The sequence below is a fragment of the Streptosporangium saharense genome (assembly GCF_014203715.1).
Classification (GTDB): domain Bacteria; phylum Actinomycetota; class Actinomycetes; order Streptosporangiales; family Streptosporangiaceae; genus Streptosporangium; species Streptosporangium saharense.
Genome location: NZ_JACHJP010000009.1, coordinates 124,753 through 142,500, shown reverse-complemented (window position 1 = coordinate 142,500; position 17,748 = coordinate 124,753). Strand labels below are relative to the sequence as shown.

19 protein-coding genes, 1 pseudogene and 1 riboswitch are annotated in these 17,748 nt (G+C 70.7%); of the genes and pseudogenes, 9 read left to right on the top strand and 11 right to left on the bottom strand.

What is annotated here, in order from left to right; genetic code table 11:
• Positions 1–57: 57 nt before the first annotated feature.
• The gene (locus FHS44_RS42025) at positions 58–186 is read left to right on the top strand and encodes a hypothetical protein (protein ID WP_281401640.1); all 129 of its coding nucleotides are present in this window, start codon (positions 58–60) and stop codon (positions 184–186) included.
• A gap of 49 nt (positions 187–235) precedes the next feature.
• On the opposite strand, the gene FHS44_RS31380 is transcribed toward FHS44_RS42025, so the two are convergent.
• Together FHS44_RS31380 and FHS44_RS42020 are read right to left on the bottom strand one after the other, a co-directional pair.
• Positions 236–1,381 (bottom strand): methyltransferase domain-containing protein, encoded by a 1,146-nt coding sequence (locus FHS44_RS31380; RefSeq protein ID WP_184721301.1) that lies wholly within the window; start codon positions 1,379–1,381, stop codon positions 236–238.
• Positions 1,381–1,506, bottom strand: coding sequence for a hypothetical protein (locus tag FHS44_RS42020; RefSeq protein WP_281401639.1), 126 nt, complete (start codon positions 1,504–1,506; stop codon positions 1,381–1,383). The genes FHS44_RS31380 and FHS44_RS42020 overlap by 1 nt, the downstream gene beginning before the upstream one ends.
• Positions 1,507–1,797: 291 nt before the next feature.
• Here FHS44_RS42020 and FHS44_RS31375 point away from each other — a divergent pair, with 291 nt between their 5' ends.
• Positions 1,798–2,157: a hypothetical protein gene (locus FHS44_RS31375; RefSeq protein WP_184721299.1), complete on the top strand. Its 360-nt coding sequence runs from the start codon at positions 1,798–1,800 to the stop codon at positions 2,155–2,157.
• Positions 2,158–2,194: 37 nt separating this feature from the next.
• Here the strand turns inward: FHS44_RS31375 and alaS are convergent, their stop codons facing one another.
• Positions 2,195–4,828 (bottom strand): alanine--tRNA ligase, encoded by a 2,634-nt coding sequence (gene alaS / locus FHS44_RS31370; protein ID WP_184721297.1) that lies wholly within the window; start codon positions 4,826–4,828, stop codon positions 2,195–2,197.
• Between the two features lie 81 nt (positions 4,829–4,909).
• Here alaS and FHS44_RS31365 point away from each other — a divergent pair, with 81 nt between their 5' ends.
• The 7 genes from FHS44_RS31365 (at position 4,910) to FHS44_RS31340 (ending at position 11,511) form a co-directional block, all read left to right on the top strand.
• On the top strand, positions 4,910–5,785 hold the full coding sequence (locus FHS44_RS31365) for an aminoglycoside phosphotransferase family protein (protein ID WP_184721296.1): 876 nt from the start codon (positions 4,910–4,912) through the stop codon (positions 5,783–5,785).
• Positions 5,786–5,814: 29 nt separating this feature from the next.
• Positions 5,815–5,999: riboswitch (cobalamin riboswitch) on the top strand.
• Between the two features lie 52 nt (positions 6,000–6,051).
• A complete protein-coding gene (locus FHS44_RS42015; RefSeq protein ID WP_281401638.1) occupies positions 6,052–6,174 on the top strand; it encodes a hypothetical protein in 123 nt (40 codons plus the stop codon).
• On the top strand, positions 6,171–7,154 hold the full coding sequence (locus tag FHS44_RS31360; RefSeq protein ID WP_184721294.1) for an ABC transporter substrate-binding protein: 984 nt from the start codon (positions 6,171–6,173) through the stop codon (positions 7,152–7,154). The genes FHS44_RS42015 and FHS44_RS31360 overlap by 4 nt, the downstream gene beginning before the upstream one ends.
• Positions 7,151–8,215, top strand: a complete 1,065-nt coding sequence (locus FHS44_RS31355) for a FecCD family ABC transporter permease (protein ID WP_312863884.1) — start codon at positions 7,151–7,153, stop codon at positions 8,213–8,215. The genes FHS44_RS31360 and FHS44_RS31355 overlap by 4 nt, the downstream gene beginning before the upstream one ends.
• Positions 8,215–8,994, top strand: coding sequence for an ABC transporter ATP-binding protein (locus FHS44_RS31350; protein WP_184721632.1), 780 nt, complete (start codon positions 8,215–8,217; stop codon positions 8,992–8,994). Before FHS44_RS31355 ends, FHS44_RS31350 begins: the two co-directional genes overlap by 1 nt.
• A gap of 317 nt (positions 8,995–9,311) precedes the next feature.
• Positions 9,312–10,631, top strand: a complete 1,320-nt coding sequence (locus tag FHS44_RS42525; RefSeq protein ID WP_184721292.1) for a M20 family metallopeptidase — start codon at positions 9,312–9,314, stop codon at positions 10,629–10,631.
• An 85-nt stretch (positions 10,632–10,716) separates the two neighbouring features.
• The gene (locus FHS44_RS31340; protein ID WP_184721290.1) at positions 10,717–11,511 is read left to right on the top strand and encodes an IclR family transcriptional regulator; all 795 of its coding nucleotides are present in this window, start codon (positions 10,717–10,719) and stop codon (positions 11,509–11,511) included.
• A gap of 3 nt (positions 11,512–11,514) precedes the next feature.
• On the opposite strand, the gene FHS44_RS31335 is transcribed toward FHS44_RS31340, so the two are convergent.
• The 8 genes and pseudogenes from FHS44_RS31335 to FHS44_RS31305 all read right to left on the bottom strand — a co-directional run bounded on the left by FHS44_RS31335 (position 11,515) and on the right by FHS44_RS31305 (position 17,449).
• Positions 11,515–12,378: an alpha/beta fold hydrolase gene (locus tag FHS44_RS31335; protein WP_184721288.1), complete on the bottom strand. Its 864-nt coding sequence runs from the start codon at positions 12,376–12,378 to the stop codon at positions 11,515–11,517.
• Positions 12,379–12,388: 10 nt separating this feature from the next.
• The gene (locus FHS44_RS31330) at positions 12,389–13,249 is read right to left on the bottom strand and encodes an alpha/beta fold hydrolase (protein WP_184721286.1); all 861 of its coding nucleotides are present in this window, start codon (positions 13,247–13,249) and stop codon (positions 12,389–12,391) included.
• Complete coding sequence (locus FHS44_RS31325) at positions 13,246–14,247, bottom strand: DODA-type extradiol aromatic ring-opening family dioxygenase (protein WP_184721284.1); 1,002 nt, start codon at positions 14,245–14,247, stop codon at positions 13,246–13,248. The genes FHS44_RS31330 and FHS44_RS31325 overlap by 4 nt, the downstream gene beginning before the upstream one ends.
• A gap of 11 nt (positions 14,248–14,258) precedes the next feature.
• The gene (locus FHS44_RS31320) at positions 14,259–15,464 is read right to left on the bottom strand and encodes an aromatic ring-hydroxylating oxygenase subunit alpha (protein WP_184721282.1); all 1,206 of its coding nucleotides are present in this window, start codon (positions 15,462–15,464) and stop codon (positions 14,259–14,261) included.
• Between the two features lie 203 nt (positions 15,465–15,667).
• Positions 15,668–15,828 (bottom strand): annotated as a pseudogene (locus FHS44_RS41300) (IS256 family transposase); the annotation flags it as partial.
• A 549-nt stretch (positions 15,829–16,377) separates the two neighbouring features.
• Positions 16,378–16,650, bottom strand: a complete 273-nt coding sequence (locus tag FHS44_RS31315) for a GlsB/YeaQ/YmgE family stress response membrane protein (protein ID WP_184721274.1) — start codon at positions 16,648–16,650, stop codon at positions 16,378–16,380.
• A 171-nt stretch (positions 16,651–16,821) separates the two neighbouring features.
• Positions 16,822–17,046 (bottom strand): hypothetical protein, encoded by a 225-nt coding sequence (locus FHS44_RS31310; RefSeq protein ID WP_184721272.1) that lies wholly within the window; start codon positions 17,044–17,046, stop codon positions 16,822–16,824.
• Between the two features lie 223 nt (positions 17,047–17,269).
• Positions 17,270–17,449 (bottom strand): hypothetical protein, encoded by a 180-nt coding sequence (locus FHS44_RS31305; RefSeq protein ID WP_184721270.1) that lies wholly within the window; start codon positions 17,447–17,449, stop codon positions 17,270–17,272.
• Positions 17,450–17,748: the final 299 nt, after the last annotated feature.

Genomic DNA, 17,748 nt, shown 5'->3' with positions numbered 1-17,748 from the left:
AGGAGCGTGACGGTTCCGTCACCATCAAGGAGACGACGGTGACCTGCACCTTCTGCGATGGATCCGGACAGCGAAATAGCGCTCACGCCGATTTCTCAGGTTCAGCGCTTTACACCGACGGCCGACCAAGCCTTTGATGTCCTGAGCCGCGACCGGGTCGATAAAGACTACGAACACACCACGTGACCCGGTTCAGGCGCTCAACACGACGCGGCTGGACCACTGCCCCGCCCTGTCACCGTACGGCGGAAGCAGCCCTCGGGACGGGCTCGGAAGGGTCACCCAGCCACGCCTTCTGGTGACCGCCAGCGGTGACGGTCAGTCCGAACTCCGTATGACCCGGCCGCCCCCGCTCGGTCCACCAGCGGTGGGCGGCCTCGACCTCGTCCCACAGGTCGCGCGGGCCGCCCTGGAAGACGCGTGAGGTCTCATCGAAATAGACCGCCGCCCATGACCGGCCGCCCAGGCCGTACAGCCACATGGCTCGTGTGCCGTCGTCGTTGTGGCCGGGGACGCGCACGCAGCCGGGCAGCAGCAGGCTGAGCACGAAGGTGATGGTGGGGTCGTCCACGATCTCCGAGGCGGTCAGGCCGGTGACGGAGGCCCTGGTGTCGTCGGGCCAGCCGTTGCCGGGGATGTAGTCGGCGAGCCGTACCTCAAGCCGGTGGGAACGGATGTGCATGAACTGGGCGAGCCGGGTGAAGCGTCCGCTGGCGGTGCCGTCCTCGGCGACGACCAGCCGGACGATGGCGTCCTGATGGCTGTGGTGGGTGCCCCAGGGCATCACGATCACCCCGCCGGGCCGGGTCTGCTCGATCCACGCGCGGGGAACCTCCCGCACGGCAGCGGTCACGAGCACCCGGTCGTACGGCGCCCGCCCCGGGTGGCCCAGCAGGCCGTCCCCGACGACGATCTCGGGATGCCAGCCTGCGGCGTGCAGCGCCTTCCGTGCCCGGTCCGCCACCGCTTCGTCGAGTTCGACCGAGACGACGTTGTCCTCACCGAGGCGGGCCGACAGCAGGGCCGCGCACCAGCCGGTACCGGTGCCGACCTCCAACACCCGCATCCCGTCGTCCACCGACAGGTCGGCGAACATGTCGAACACCAGGCTGGGCATCGACCCCGAGCTGGTCCGCTCCTCGCCCGGCGCCGTCCCGGTGTGCCGTCCGTCGTCCCACTGCGTGGTGATCGCCACGTCCGTGTCGGCCCACCGCCGCCATTGCTCGGGCTCCCGCGCCCGGGAGACGACAAGGTCACGCCCATTGTCGAACGGCCACATCACCTCCGGCAGGAACGACTCCCGAGGCGCCGCGTCGAAGGCTTTCACCCACTCGGGGCCGACACCGTAGGCGAGCAGGACATCTCTTAACCCCTCGGCCATTACTTCTGCCCGGGCTTCTTCTCGTGCTTGCCCGGATCCGAAGGAGAGGTGGTGTCCGGTTCCTTTTTACCGCCCGGAATGAACGGCTTCAGCTCCTCGGCTGGCTTACCCTCGTGATCGCCCATGCGCGTGTTTCCCTTCCTTCACCGGGCTCCGATCGGAGCGCTCTCGGTAAGCGTAACCTCGCGCTGAGCGACCGGAAGGGGATGTTCTCATCTCCGTTCAGGCCTGGGACGGCTGGTAGATCATAAAGAGAGCCAGCGGTCGGTGTCAGTGGGGGCGTCATGTCACGAAATCGTTTTTTGAGATGGTGCGGAATGGCCGCATCGGCCGTTCTCCTCACCACCGGGTTCACCGCCTGCGCCGGTCGGAGTAGTTATGACCTGTGCGTGGAACGTGCGACGAAGGAGAGTGCCATGCTCTGGAAGGCCACCATGAGCGCCTTTCCGAACCGCGCTGAAGTGCTGTCCATCTCGGACTACAGCGGATGCGACTCCGCCAACAGCGGCGCCTGGCTGGACTTCGAAATCAAGCCGGAGGCGACGCGTGAGGAAATCGAGGGCGCCCTGGAGAGAACCGGCTGGAGCAAGAACGTCAAACGGTTCATGCCGTATGGCTCGTCACTCGTCCTTGACATGGCGAGGCGATGGGAAGGGCGGGCCATCGGTCTGACTCTCTCCAAGGAGCCCGAGAACGCGAGCCGTACGGCATGGGTCCTGGAGGTGCAGGCCGTCGACCATTGTTGGACCAACGAGCAATACACCTGCCCGGATTAGAAGAGCTGGCCGATATCACCGCGTGGGACGGAGGCCGTCAGTCCGTGAGGAGGGCGGCGAGGGCGGCGAGGGCCTTGTCGGGGTCGGTGGGTCTGCGGCCCTGAGCGGTTTCCTGGTTGCCGCCGCCCTTGCCCTCGGGGAGGGACCTGAACAGGTCCGCGGCGGACAGGCCCCGGGTGCGGCCCGTGGCGTTGACGGTGATCACGAAGGCCGTGCCGGACAGCACCGCGGCGACGCCAGGCCGGTCGGAGGGCAGGGCCGTACGGACACGGTCGGCCAGGAGGCGGGGGTCGGCCTCGGTGGTGCCGGTGGCCAGCAGGACGTCGCCGTGGACGGTCGCGGTCGCGGCGAGCCGGTCGGCCTCGGCGGCGAGGAGTTGGTCGCGGAGCCTGGCCGTCTCGCGTTCGCTCTCCTTGAGGCGTTCGGCGAGGGCGGCGACCCGGTCGGCGACCTCCGCGCGGGGCGCGTTGAACTGCTCGGCGATCCGGGAGACGAGGTCGCGCTCACGGGCGAGGTAGCGGAAGGACTCGATGCCGGTGACGGCCTCGATGCGGCGCTGTCCGGAGCCGACCGACGACTCTCCGGTGACGGCGATGCCGCCGATCTGGGAGGAGCGTTCGACGTGGGTTCCGCCGCACAGCTCCCGCGACCAGGCGCCACCGATCTCGACGACCCGGACTGTCTCGTCGTAGGTCTCGCCGAACAGCGCCAGCGCCCCGATCTCGCGGGCCTCCCCCAGCGGCATGTAACGCACGTCGACCGGCAGGTCGCGGCGGATGGCGACGTTGGCGGCGTCCTCGATCTCGCTGCGGACCCCGGCGGGCAGGGCGCCGCGCCAGGAGAAGTCCAGGCGCAGGTGGCCGGGCCGGTTGTAGGAGCCGGACTGCAGGGCGGCCGGGCCGAGTGTGGCGCGCAGTGCGGCGTGCACGACGTGGGTCCCCGAGTGGGCCTGGCGGGCGCCGACGCGCCACTCGGGATCGACCTGGGCGCGCACGGGCAGCCCCGGCGCCAGCTCGCCGTCCAGGACGCGCACCTGGTGCACGACGAGGCCGGGGATCGGGCGCTGCACGTCGAGCACCTCGGCGGACAGGCTCGGGCCGCTCAGCGTGCCCGCGTCGCTCTCCTGGCCACCGGACTCGGCGTAGAACGGGGTGCGGTCGAGGACGACGCCGACGATCTGGCCCTCGGTTGCCGTGGCCACCGGCGCTCCCTCGCGGAGCACGGCCAGGATGGTCGAGTCGGTGGTCAGCGTCGTGTAGGCCTGCCAGTCGGTGACGCCGTGCTCGCCGAGGAGGGTGCGGTAGAGGCCGGTGTCGGCGTGGCCGGTCTTCCTGGCTCGGGTGTCCTCGCGGGCACGGCGGCGCTGCTCGGCCATCAGCTCCCTGAACCCGGTGACGTCCACGTCGAGGCCGTGTTCGGCGGCGATCTCCACGGTCAGGTCGATGGGGAAGCCGTAGGTGTCGTGCAGCTTGAACGCCGTGTCTGCGGGCAGCCGCTTCCCGGCCTTGGTGATGGCCCGGTCGAGCAGTGTGCTGCCCTGGCGCAGGGTCGAGCGGAAGGTCTCCTCCTCGCCGTAGGCGTAGGCCGAGATCCGCTCGAAGTCGGCGGCCAGCTCCGGGTAGGAGGGCGCCATGCAGTCGCGGGCGACCGGCAGCAGCTCCGGCAGCGCCGGGTCCTCGTAGCCCAGCAGCCGGACCGCCCGGATCGCGCGGCGCAGGATCCGGCGCAGCACGTAGCCGCGTCCCTCGTTCGAGGGGGTGACGCCGTCGCCGATCAGCATGAGGGCGGTGCGGACGTGGTCGGCGACGACCCTGAGCCGGACGTCGTCGGGGTGGCTCTCGGCGGCCGAGGGGCCGGAGTGCGCGCCGTACCGGATGCCGGTCAGCGCCGCGGCGGCGTCCAGGACGGGGCGGGTCTCGTCGATCTCGTAGAGGTTGTCGACGCCCTGGAGCAGGGCCGCCATGCGTTCCAGGCCCATGCCGGTGTCGATGTTGCGGGAGGGAAGCTCGCCGAGGATCGGGTAGTCGTCCTTGCCGACGCCCTCGCCCCGCTCGTACTGCATGAAGACCAGGTTCCAGAACTCCAGGTAGCGGTCCTCGTCCACCTCGGGGCCGCCCTCGCGGCCGTAGGCGGGGCCACGGTCGTAGTAGAGCTCGGAGCAGGGGCCGCACGGCCCGGGGACGCCCATCGACCAGAAGTTGTCGGCCTTGCCGCGCCGTACGATGCGGGCCTCGGGCAGGCCGATCACGTCGCGCCAGAGGGCGTGGGCCTCGTCGTCGTCGAGGTAGACGGTGGCCCAGATCCGGTCGGCGTCGAGGCCGTAGCCGCCCTCGGACTGCGGCTTGACGGTCAGGTCCCAGGCGAGCCTGATCGCCTCCTCCTTGAAGTAGTCGCCGAAGGAGAAGTTGCCGTTCATCTGGAAGAACGTGCCGTGCCTGGTGGTCTTGCCGACCTCGTCGATGTCGAGGGTGCGGATGCACTTCTGCACGCTGGTCGCCCTGGGATAGGGCGGGGTGCGCTGCCCGAGAAGATAGGGCTTGAACGGCACCATGCCCGCGTTGACGAACAGCAGCGTCGGGTCGTCGGCGGGCAGCGGTGCGCTGGCGGCCACCGTGTGTCCGGCCGCCGCGAAGTGGGTGAGGAACCGTCGTTTGACCTCCGCCGTCCGCACTCGTCCTCCAAGAACCATCCACTGCCTGCTATGTGCAGGTGCAAGCCTATTGCAACAAGACCCTTCGAGCAGACTGGGCCCATGACCGACATCACCGTGGACCTCGTGCGCGCGCTGGTCGCCGGGCAGTTTCCCCACTGGAAGGACCTGCCGCTCCTGCCCGTCGCCCGGCAGGGCTGGGACAACCGGACCTTCAGGCTCGGCGAGTCGCTGGCCGTACGGTTGCCCAGCGCGGAGGGCTACGTGGCCGCCGTGGAGAAGGAGGAGCACTGCCTGCCCACGCTGGCCGGGCACCTGCCGCTGCCCGTTCCCGAGCCGGTGGCGACCGGCGAGCCGGGCGAGGGCTATCCGTTCCCGTGGTCGGTACGGCGCTGGCTGCCCGGCGACCCCCTCGACGCCGCGAAGGACGTTGACTCCGCCCGGCTGGCGGGTGATCTCGGGGGGTTCCTGACGGCCCTCAGGAAGGCGCCCGTTGGGCGGGGGCCGGTGGCCGGGCGGCACTCCTACTTCCGGGGCTGTCATCCCAGCGTCTACGGCGAGGAGGTGGAGCGGGCCCTCGGCGTCCTCGGGGACGCCGTTGACGCCGCCGCCTGCCGGGCCGTCTGGGCGGACGCGCTCACCTCCGCCTGGCCGTACGCGCCGGTGTGGTTCCACGGGGACATCGCCGCGGGAAACCTGCTCGTCACCGGCGGGCGGCTGTCGGCGGTCATCGACTTCGGCACCTGCGGCGTCGGTGACCCGGCCTGCGACCTCGTCATGGCGTGGACCCACTTCACCGGCCGGGACCGGGAGATCTTCAGGCAGAGCGTGGGGCTGCCCGGCGACGCCTGGCGGCGGGCACGCGGATGGGCGCTGTGGAAGGCGCTGGTGACCGTGGCCGGGCTGTCCGGCGCCGATCCGGAAGGTGTCCAGAATCGGGCTCTCGTCCGGGTGCTGGAAGATCCGGTCGTCGGCTGAGGCGGGAACCCCCCTCGGCGGATTGACCGCTTCGTGCGATGATGACCGGCGAAGGCGAGCGGGGACGAGGAAGCCGGTGTGAGTCCGGCGCGGTCCCGCCACTGTGATCGGCGAGCGGATCCCCACACCGTCACTGCCCCTGTCAGGGGGTGGGAAGACGGGGACGAGCATCGACCCGAGAGCCAGGAGACTCACCCGGTCGCCTCCTCGAAGAACTGGGGCGGATCTCCCCGGAGAGGAGCGGGTCGGCCGATGGATGACCTCGCGTGGCGACGACCACACGGGCCCTCCGCGCCGACGTGTGCCCGGAGACGACCTCCTGGCCGGTTCCGCTGTCCTCCGGCAGGGCCGTCCCGTGGCGCAACCCCCGTGAGAGGACCCGTCCGTGACGGTCAGACGTCCCCTGTCCCTGCTGCTCGCCCTGTCGTGCGCCGTACTCCTGGCCGGATGCGGTGCCCCCGCTGAGACCCGGAGCCCCGCCGCAGCCGCCTCTCCTGGTTTCTCGGTCACGCTCGACAACTGCGGTGTCACGACCACCTACAACCGTCCGCCGCAGCGCGCGGTCTCGCTCAACCAGCACGCCACCGAGGTGATGCTGGCCCTGGGCCTGGAGAAGTCGATGGTCGGCACCGGCTATCTCGACGACAAGATCCTGCCCGAGTATCAGGCCGCCTACGACGGGGTGAAGGTGCTGTCCAAGCAGTACCCCTCCTACGAGGCGCTGCTGGCCGAGGAGCCCGACTTCGTCTACGCCGGGTTCTCCAGCACCTTCGACGAGAAGGAGGGTCGCAGCCGCGAGGCGCTCGGCAAGGCCGGGATCAACACCTACCTCAACCTTGAGCAGTGCCCGTCAGGGCCGGTGAACATGGACCTGATGGACCAGGAGATCCGCAACGTCGCCAGGATCTTCGGCGTCCAGGACCGGGCGGAGACGCTCGTCACCCGCCTGCACGAGCCCCTGACCCGGGTGAAGGACAAGCTCACCGGCGTCGAACCGGTCAAGCTGTTCGTCTACGACAGCGGCGACAAGACCGCCTTCACCGCGGGCGGCAAGGGCATCGGCAACGAGATCATCACCCTGGCGGGGGCCCGCAACCTGTTCGCCGACGTGGACAAAACCTGGGCCGACGTGTCCTTCGAGCAGGTCGCCGAACGCGCCCCCGAGTGGATCGTCATCTACGACTACGGCGACGAGAAGCTTGAGGACAAGAAGAAGTTCCTGCTGTCCAACCCGGCCCTGGCCGACGTTCCGGCGATCAGGAACAAGCGGTTCGCGGTGCTGCCGCTGTCGTCGGTCGTGCTCGGGGTCAGGGCGCCGTCGGCGGTCGAGTCGCTGGCCCGGCAGATCCACCCCGACCGGTTCGAGTGAGCGGCCTGACCGGGGTCTCCCGCGCCGTGGCCGTCACGCGCCGCCCCGGCCTGCCGTACCCGCTGACGCTCGCGCTGTGCGTGGCGCTGCTCGGCGGGGCGGTGACGGCCGGGATCGCGGCCGGGTCGATCAGCCTGCCCGCGGACCAGGTGTGGGGCATCCTGCTGCACCGCGTCCACCCCGCGCTCGCCGAACCGGTCTGGTCCCCGGTGCGGGAGACCATCGTCATGAACGTACGGCTGCCGCGGGTGCTCCTGTGCGGGGTCATCGGCGCCGGGCTGTCGGTCTGCGGGATGGCGTTGCAGGCGCTGGTGCGCAACCCGCTGGCCGATCCGATGCTGCTGGGCGTCTCCTCCGGCGCCAGCGTCGGCGCGGTGAGCGTGATGGTGTTCGGCCTGACCTTCCTCGGGCCGTTCTCGCTGCCGGTGGCCGCGTTCGCGGGGGCGCTCGCGGCGCTGGTCGCGGTCTATCTCCTGGCCCGCTCCGGTGGGCGGATGACGACGGTACGGCTGGTGCTGGCCGGGGTCGCCATGGCCGAGGTGCTGTCGGCGGTCGCCAGTTTCCTGGTGGTGACCTCCGACGACCCGCACAGGACCCAGTCGGCCGTCCGCTGGATGCTCGGCGGGCTCGCGGGGACGACCTGGACGATGGTGTGGGTGCCCGCGGCTGCCGTGCTGGCGGGAACCGCCGTGCTGCTCGGCGTCTCCCGCCCGTTGAACCTGCTGCTGGCCGGGGAGGAGGCCGCGGCCTCGCTGGGGCTGGACGTGCACCGCTTCAGGGCGTCGCTGTTCGTGCTGGTGGCCATGGTGATCGGCACCGTCGTCGCGGTCAGCGGGTCCATCGGGTTCGTCGGGTTGATCATGCCCCACGTGGTGCGGCTGCTCGTCGGGGCCGACCATCGGCGGGCGCTTCCGGCCACGGCGCTGCTCGGGGCGGCGTTCCTCATCATGGCCGACCTGGTCGCCCGGACACTGATCACTCCTGAGGAGGTCCCGGTGGGGATCATCACGGCGCTCGTCGGAGGGCCGTTCTTCCTGTGGCTGATGCGCAGGCGGTCCTGATGGGCGGGCTCGCCGTACAGGAAGTGTCCGTGCGGATCGGTGACAGGGACCTGGTGCGGGCGGTGACGTTCGACGTGGCCCCCGGCGAGGTGCTCGGCCTGGCCGGGCCGAACGGCGCGGGCAAGTCGACCCTGCTGAGGACGCTCTACCGGGTGCGGCGCCCGACCTCGGGACAGGTGCTCCTCGACGGGCACGACGTGTGGCGGATGCCGGGCAGGTGGCTGGCCCGCCGCCTGGCCGCGGTGCTGCAGGAGGGCGGCGGCGACTTCGGGCTGAGCGTCCACGACATGGTGGCCATGGGCCGTACCCCGCACAAACGGGCCTTCGACGGGGACGCCCCCGCCGACCGGGCGATCATCGCCGAGGCCCTGGAGCGGCTGGACGTGGCCGACCTGGCGCACGCGCCCTTCGACCGGCTCTCCGGCGGGGAGAAGCAGCGGGTGATGATCGCCCGCGCGCTGGCGCAGCGGCCCGAGGTGATGGTGCTGGACGAGCCGACCAACCACCTGGACCTGCGCCACCAGCTCGACGCGCTGCGCCTGGTGCGCGGGCTCGGGATCACCGCCGTGATCGCGCTGCACGACCTCAACCTGGCCGCCGCGTTCTGCGACCGGCTCTGCGTCATGGACGGCGGTGCGGTCGTGGCGCTCGGGCCTCCGGGCGAGGTGCTGACGCCACGGATGCTGCGGGAGGTCTACCGGGTCGAGGCGGAGGTCGAGGCGCACCCGAGGACAGGTGTTCCCCAGGTGACGTTGCTCACCGGGGAGGACGTGCCCTGAGAGCTGTTTTGGATGGCTGTACGGCACCGCCTGTCTGACGCTCGCTCAGGGTTCCGCGTGGGCGTCCCGCCTCGGGGTTCCGTGGGAGCGTCCCGCTGAGTGGGACGTTTCCGTGGGCGGTTCCTCCGGGGCGGCGGATCATCTCGGCATGGTGAAACGGCTCCCGGGTGCCGGACGGCTCGCGGGAGGAGTCAAGGAGATCCCATGCCACGTCCCCTGCTGATCCTGCTGGTCTGCGGTGTCCTCGTCGCGGCGCTGCCCCTGGTGTGGCGGCTGCTCGCCAGGACCGTCAACACCCAGGTCCGCCGGATCAACCGGTGAGCGTCCCCGACGGGCTGGCCGGGCTCGACCCCGACCGGCGTGGCCTGGTGGCCTCGGCCTGGCGGCACGTCAGCCGGGCCCGGCTGCGGGAGCTGCTGTGCGGGCTGGTGGACGTCCCCAGCCCGATCGGGGGCGAGCGGCCCCTGGCCGAGCGCATCGCCGCGACCCTGACGGCCACCGGTGTCACCGCCGCCGTCCAGCCGCTCGACGACCGGCAGGCCAACGCGTGGGGACGGTTGCGCGGCGACGGCAGTGGTCCCGACCTCATGCTGTACGCGCCGATCGACACGCTGACCACCGGGCGCGAGGAGGAGGACGTGCCGTGGATCGGCCCCGAGCTTCGGCCTGACATGCGTCCCGTCGCCCGCGTCGAGGGCGACCTGGTGACCGGGCTCGGGGCGGGCAATCCGAAGGGGCACGCCGCCTGCGTGCTGATGGCCGCCGAGGCGGTCCACCGGGCCGGGCTGCCGCTGACCGGGGACCTGATCGTCGCGTTCGGGGCGGGCGGCATGCCCGCGAACGCGCGGCCCGGGGACGTTCGGCGCAACGTCGGGCAGGGGGTCGGCTGCTCGTTCCTGCTCGAACAGGGGCTCTGGGCGGACTTCGCGGTGATCGCCAAGCCCGGCTGGACGGTCTCCTGGGAGGAGGTCGGGCTGGCCTGGTTCGAGGTCACCGTCCACGGCGTCCACACCTATGTCGGCTCGCGGCACCGCCTGCCGTACGAGAACGCGGTCGCGGGGGCGGGTGAGGTGGCCGTGCGGCTTGAGCGGTGGTTCGCCGAGTACGCCGAGCGGCACACCGGGGGGACGGTCGCCCCGCAGGGGATCGTCGCGGCGGTCGAGGGCGGCTGGCCGTACCGGGCGGCGGTTACCCCGGCGGCGTGCAGGCTGCTTGTCGATCTGCGGCTGAGCCCGCGCACGACGCCCATGGAGGCCAAACGGGAGTTCGCGGCCGCGATCGAGGGGATCCGCGCCGAGCTTCCCGGTCTCCGGGTGACGTCCGAGATGGTCCTCGCGATCCCCGGCACCGCCTCCGACCCCCAAGGATGGGTGGCCCGGGAGGCCGTGGCCGCCTGGGAGGCCGCCGAAGGGCGTCCGCACGAGGTGATCCGGGGCAACAGCGGCGCGACCGACGCCAACATCCTGCGGGGACGGGGGGTGCCGACCGTGCGGATCGGCATGCCCAAGATCGCCGGGACCGACTTCTCGCTGGGGATGAACACCGCCGACGTCGGGGAGATGGAGCGGCTCACCCGCCTGCTGGTCCGTACGGCCGTCGCCACGGTCACCAGGTCCCGGGCGGAGGTCGGCGTATGACCACGGTGACGGAGGGTGGCGATTTCGGATGGAACGCACCAAACTACTCCTCACAGGGCTCCGAACCACCTGGGAGGTTCCTGCGATGACCGTGCTCCCGTTCGCCCGCGCCGGATCGACGGCGGAACCCGGCAACGCCGAGGCGATGAACTCCGTCCTGGGCAAGGCACGCCTGATCATCGAGGCCTTCACCGCCGAGGACGACTCCCTGTCGCTCTCCGAGCTGGTCAGAAGGACCGGGGTGGCCAAGGCCAGCGTGCACCGGCTGGCCCAGGAACTGCTCGGCTGGGGAGTCCTCGAACGGGCGGGCAGCCGCTACCGCCTCGGGCTGCGGCTCTTCGAGATCGGCCAGCGGGTGCCCAGGCAGCGGATCCTGCGGGAGGCGGCGCTGCCGTACATGGAGGATCTGCTGCTGGCCACGCACGAGACCGTGCACTTCGCGATCCACGACGGTCTCGACGTGCTGTACGTCGAGAAGCTCATGGTCCACCGGGGGCTGCGCAAGCAGTCCCGGGTGGCCGGGCGGCTGCCGCTGTTCTGCACCGCCACCGGGAAGGTGATCCTCGCCTTCTCACCCCCGGCTCTCTTCCACGAGGTCGTACGGCGCGGCCTCACGCCCATGACCCACCGGACGATCACCCAGCCGGGGCTGCTCCAGGCGCAGATCGGCAGGGTCAGGACCGAGCACCTGGCGGTCGAGGCCGAGGAGACCAGGCTCGGTTACACAAGCCTGGCCGTACCCGTCTTCGGCGACACCGGGGCGCTGGCGGGCGCGCTGTCGATCACGGCGCCCACCTTCAGGATGAACCAGGCCCGGTTCACGGCCGCGCTGCGCGCCGCGGCGCTCGGGGTCTCCAGGACGCTCCAGGCGACGGGCTGAGCGCTATCCGGAGATCGGATGCTTGGCGAGGAAGGCCAGGCTGAGCGCGTTGTACCGTACGGCCTGCTCGTGCTGGGGCCAGTGGCCGCACGCGTCGAACAGCACCAGCTCCGAGCCCACGACGGCCTCGTGCATCGCCGCAGCCTCGGGAACCTCGCCGAAGGGGTTGTCGCGGCCCCACACGATCAGGGTCGGCACGGTGATCCCGGCGAGGTCCTCGGGGCGCAGGATGTTGCGCAGCCGGGTCTCCATGTCCTGCAGGCACAGCAGGTTGTCGAGGTTGGCGGCGAAGTCGGGCAGGTGGTAGATGGTGTGCCTGACCGCGACGAGCTCCTCGGTGGCGTCCTTCGGGTCGGCCATCAGCAGCCGCAGCCGCCGCCTGGTCAGGTCGACGTCGTCGGCAGTGACCGCCTGCCTGGTCGTGGTGCGGATGCGCTCCATGATCTTCGGGTTGGCCACGGTGCCCCCTGCGCAGAGCAGTTGCAGGGAGGCCACCCGGCCTGGCGCGTCGATCGCGGTCCTGGCGCCGACCCAGCCGCCGAGGGACTCCCCCACGATGTGGGCGCTCTCGATCCCGGCGGCGTCCATGTAGGCGAGCAGGTGGTCACGGTAGCGGGGGATCTCGTAGGGGAAGTCCGGTCTGCCGGTGTATCCGTGGCCGAGCATGTCGAGGGCGTGGCAGGCGTAACGGTGGGCGTGGGCGCCGAGGTTGCGGGCGAAGGCCTCCAGGTGGCCGCTGGTGCCGTGCAGGAAGATCACCGGTTCTCCGGTGCCCGCCTGCAGGGAGCGGGTGGGGACGCCTGCGGCGTCGACGGTGGTGACGCGGAAGTCGAGACCGGCCAGTTCGGTCCAGATGGTGGTGGTCATGGGGTTCTCCTCATGGGTGATTTACGGAGCGCAGGAAGCCTTCGACGACCGCGTGGTAGGCGGCGGGCCGCTCCTCCTGCAGGTGGTGCGAGACGTGGTCCATGACGTGCAGGTTTCCGCGCCTGACCATCCGCGACAGCATGAGCGGGTAGTCGGGGGTGAGGAAGGCGTCCTCGCGGCCCCAGACGAAGAGCGTCGGCGCCTCGACCAGCCCGAGTTCGGCGGTGAGGTCCTGCCAGTCGCCCCGGGGCGAGTCGGTCATCGCGGCCAGTTCACGCTCGCCGGGGTCGAGGCTCTGCCGCCAGCGCAGGTCCACGGTCTCCTCGGGCAGGCGCGCGGCGTCGTACCACTCCAGCCGGGTGAGCAGGGCACGCATCTTCTCCCGGGTCGGCCCCTCGCCCCCGTAGTAGACGTCGCGGGCGGCGCGGCCCCGGTGCCCGCGTTCCGGCAGGGGCGCGAGAGGGCCGTAGAAGACGGGCATGCTGCCGGTCACCACGAGGGAGCGGACCCGCTCTGGGTAGCGTGCCGCGAGGCACAGGGCGATGGTGCCGCCCCAGGAGTTGCAGACGAAGTCGGCTCTCTCGACGCCGAGGACGTCCATGAGCGCGACGGTCTTGGCCGCATGGAAATCCCACATCGGGCCACTAATTCTGCATTTTTCGGATTTGCCGTACTGGAGGATGTCCACGACCAGGCAGCGCCGGTCGGCGGCGAAGTACGGCGCGACAGGCCCGAAGTCACTCCAGCCGGTGCACCCGGGACCACCCCCGTGCAGGAAGACCGTGTCGGGCCCCTGCCCCAGCTCGTGGAAGTGGTAGGTGACACCGTCGGCCACGGCGAACCGACTCTCGGGCGGGGGCGTGCGGGTCATCGGTCTCCTCCCAAGGGGTCGAGACGGCTCTCCGGCTCGGGACTCGCCGATCGTTGGTCTCCCTCTGACGGGTCGAGTACGGCGACGCCCATTCCGGTGAGCCATTCGGGCATGGGCGCGTAGACCAGCGGTGTGCCCGGCACGAAGCCGAGGGCGGCCGCCATCACCAGCCAGGTCCGCAGTTCCTGGCCGCCGTTGCCCGCGACCGCCTCAAGCTCGTCGGTCGTCATCGACGCGTAGCGGCGCAGGCGGCCCCCGGCGAGGTCGTCGAGGAAGGCCCGGTCGAACTCGGGGAAGATCGTCGGCCGGGCGGCCACGATGATCTCCCTGCGCCGCCTGTCGTAGCGTTCCCACTCGCCCCGGCCGTTGGTCCAGGCGTCCACGAGGAAGGCCTCGTCGTCGTCCTGCGGGTCGGCCCAGTCGCTCGGCCACGGCAGCCGGTGGGACAGGCCGCCCGAGGCGACCACCACCACGCGACGGTCCCCCGCGATCCTTCGCACGGCCTCCGCGAGGTTCTCCCCCAGTTGGACGCAGCGCGCCAGCGTGGGCAGCGGCCTGGCGAAGACGTTGACGACCAGCGGGACCACCGGCACGCCGAGGTCGCCGAGCAGGTACTGGATCGCGTGCGACTGGCCGTGGTCGATCTGCAGCCTGGCCGAGATCGCCACCTCGGTGCCCGCCTCGACGAGGTCGGCCGCCAGGGCCCGCGCGAACTCCGGGTCGGTCCGCTGGGGGCCCTTCGGGGTGCCCGCCTCCCCCATGGCGACGACCTCGCCGACGCCCACGGTGAAGGCGGGGACCAGGTCGAGCCAGAGGCCACGGAAGTGGTTGGACCCGACGATCACCACCACGTCGGGGCGCGCCAGCGCGACCCGGCGCCTGGCGGCGTCGAGCGCGTCGCGGAAGGCCTCGGCCCGCTCGGTGTGCACGACGCGGTGCCAGTGGGTGTTCATCAGGGTCGAGTGGGACGCCCCGACCCCGAGCACGATCTCCGACATCTCCCGGCCCTTCAGTCCGTGTTTCCGGCTTTCCTGGTGCGGAGCCGTTCGAGACGTTCCTCCGTGGTGTCCTCGGCGAGCTTGCGCCACCGCAGGAGCGAGTCGTCGGGGCGATAGAGCTTCTCCGGGGGCGCGTCGGTGACCTCGACCATCCACTTGTCCTGGCCGGAGAACTGGCCGTGGAAGAGCCAGCGCACGGCGCCGAGATACTTGGCGTAGAACGGCAGCGCCCGCAGGCCCGTGCTGAAGTCGGCCAGCATGCCGACGTACAGGTGGTTGTCGGCGTCGACCGGCACGTAGAACTCGTAGTGGATGAAGGTCGGGTAGACGATCCGCAGGACGCCCGGCATGCCGACCGAGGCGAAGCCGGGAAAGTCCTGGGCCGCGATCGTCGGGTTGACCCTGCGGTGCGAGGCGGTGTTGCCGATGTTCTGGACCGTCTTCGGGGGCCGGGCCTTGTACCACGCCGTCCCCGACCACCTGCCGAGCCCTGGGAAGTCGGCCTCCCAGAACTGCTCCCGCTGCACCCGGTAGATCCAGCGTCCTTTTCTGACGATGCCTGTGGTGTTCCAGACGGGCATGGGTTTGAACAGCCGCCACAACGCGGTGCGGTGGAGATACTTGGCGTGCCCCTCGTCGTAGCCGTTCTCGCAGGCGAAACGCCAGTTACCGGCCCGCGCCTGGATCCGCTGGCCCACGACGGCCCTGTTGGCGACCAGTTCCTCGGGGAGCTGCTCGTCGATCGGGTGCGGCCTCTCGCCGTCGCCGACGTAGACCCAGACCAGGCCGAGGCGCTCCTCGACGTCGTAGGTCGGCTGGGTGACCTTGCCGCAGATCGGCGAGTTCGGCCCGTCGGTGATCGCGGCCTTCAGGACTCCCGTCTCCAGGTCGAAGGTCCACCCGTGGTAGACGCAGGAGATCGTCCCGGGAAACTGCTTGTCGCCGTGGCTCAGCGGCACCCCCCGGTGCGGGCACCGGTCCCGCATGCCGTACACCGTGCCTTGGTCTCGGATGACGAACAGGCGCTCGCCGAGCAGGGTGACGGGGCGGGGCTTCTCCCCCACCTGGGAGGAGAAGCAGACGGGATACCAGTAGCCCCGGAAGCCCGCCGCCGCGGCCTGGTAGTGCGGCCAGCTCGACCAGTCCTGACGGCCCGGCAGCCTGCCCGCGCGGTGGCCCCTGGCCGGGTTCACGGTTGGATCAACGGTCTCGGTCATGTCTGCTCCAGTCGCCATACGCCGGTGCCGGGAGCAGACCATCCGGCCCGGGGTACGGGAAAGGAACCCGGTTCACCCAGCGGACCACGGACCACGCCGGACCGGGGGCGACAGGAGGTCACGTCCGTACTGGCGGTGTATGAGCCGACCTTCGCGCGATCCTGTTTGGGGGTGGGCCGGTGTGTCGCGCGCGTCCGGCGCCCGGCGAGGATGTCGAGCCTCAGGTGGCGGCGGGCCTCGGTCCACTCGTCGGTCCGCCCGGTCAGGACCGCAACAACAGACCGGATGATCGCGGCCTGACCACGTCGGTGCGGCGGCGGATCTCCTTGTCCAACAGCTCCCGCGGACTACTGGACCAGACCTGCCACCGGGCCTCCGTCGTCACCGGGCACCGGTGAAGGCCGCGCACGAGACGATGAGGCCCACGGCCGTGCGCGTCAGCGTGTTCCGACCTCTCTAAGCATGGCGGTGGCTCTGTGCCTGCCGGTCGGCGCACCTTCTGCCCGTTCGTGTGTGCACCGGAAAGCCGCTGTCGTCCACACAGTCAGTGATCTTCGTCGCGGAGACGACCTCCACCCCATGCCGCGACAGGCGCCCTTCCGCGGCCACGCTGGAGACGGCGACCACCGGGTCACCACACCGGTCGACGATGAAACGCGGCCCGGAACAGGGCGCGGGCAAGCGGGCTGACCCCCTTTGTCCTGGTAAGGGACCACGCCCGGGCTCCATCCACCGACGCCGACCGCGCAGGCCAGGCCGGGCATCCGCTCGTCGGCGAACCGCCTCGTCATCGTGACCTCGTGCACGACATCTGAGGAGCGCGCCCGCAGGTTGGAGCCCTCGACGTAGGCTGCGCGCGCCGCCGTGGCGATCGTCGAACGCTGAGCGGGCCGCGCCGGCCGGGCCACAGAAGTCAGCGGATCTTGCGTCTGCCGTATCCTCCGGCCACGGCCGCGACGCCCACGGCGGCCAGTGCCACCTGAATGATCAGCTCGATCCAGTCGATCCCACGTGTGTCGGCCACTCCCAGCACGGTGGCGATGGCGGTGCCGACAAGCGCGGCGACGACACCGATCACGATGGTCAGCCAGATCGGAATCGACTGACGTCCCGGAACCACCAATCGGCCAAGCACACCGATGACGATTCCGACGATGAGGGCTGAGATGATGCCGGTCACTGCCATACCGCACACTCCCGAAGATGATCGCCAGCTCACACGACCCGACCGGACCGCGCTGTCCCATGAACCGATCGTCTCCCCCAACGATCTGCCGCCCGCCACGGTTCCCCGGGGTGTGGACAGAGAAGTGGGCAGGCGCCGACCGGCCCCTGCCCTCAGTGTGCGGAGATCGTGTTAGTCGGCGAGGTCCACGAGGCCGACGATGGCGACCGCGGCCCGGATGGCCTGGTTACGGCCCAGGTCACCGATGGTCTTGACGCCGAACGCCTTCTCCAGCGCCTCGGCGTCGGCCTTGCTCACCCCGGCGAGCGCGGCGACCGGAGCGTCGGGCAGCTTGTCCAGCGGAGACTCCTCGTAGGCCTTGTCGAGCAGCTTGTTCAGGTTGGCGGCAACCGCCATCGCGCACCTCCGTGTACGTTCACGATCGAGGGAAAGGCCCTGGAACGCGGCCTTGCCGACATCTTCGCAGAGTTGCTGCGGCAGATCATGGTTTAGCCAGGAATTCCACGATCTTGATGCCCATCGACCGAAAACAACGGAAAGAACACTTCTGCTTCTCCACAGTCATCCTCCGCGGTGTGTGCCGCGCACCACGCCTCTCACATCGCGCGGCAGCCGTACCTCAGCCGAGATGGTCGGCTCGGTCGGGAAGATGGCGCTGCTCGATCTGGTCGCCGGTCAGGCCACCCACGGCCCGCAGCGTGGGGTGGCAGCACAGCGGCGGCAAGGTGAGGCTGTCGTCGGTCTCCTGCGCCGGATCCGGCCGACGACCCGGGTTTCCGCAGGGCCAGTTCGGTGACACCGGCCTCTTGCCCACGTCGGCGCCGGGCCTGGTCAGCGCGGAGCATGTCGGCCATCCGCTCGCGCCGGGCGCCGCTCGGCCTGGCTGGTCACGCCGTGAAGTCCCCGCCCGTGATCGGCCGGATCTCGATCGGTTCGCCCAGCGCCTCCGGCCCGTCAGGAGTTCCGGCGATACGAGCCGAGCACGGCGCCGGGGGAACCGTACGGTAGGAGTGGACGTCCGGTGGCTCCTTCCCGCTCCAGCGCGTCGGCCTCGCCCCAGTTCGGCCAGCCCGTCACCGGCGCGTGGGTCTACCCCGG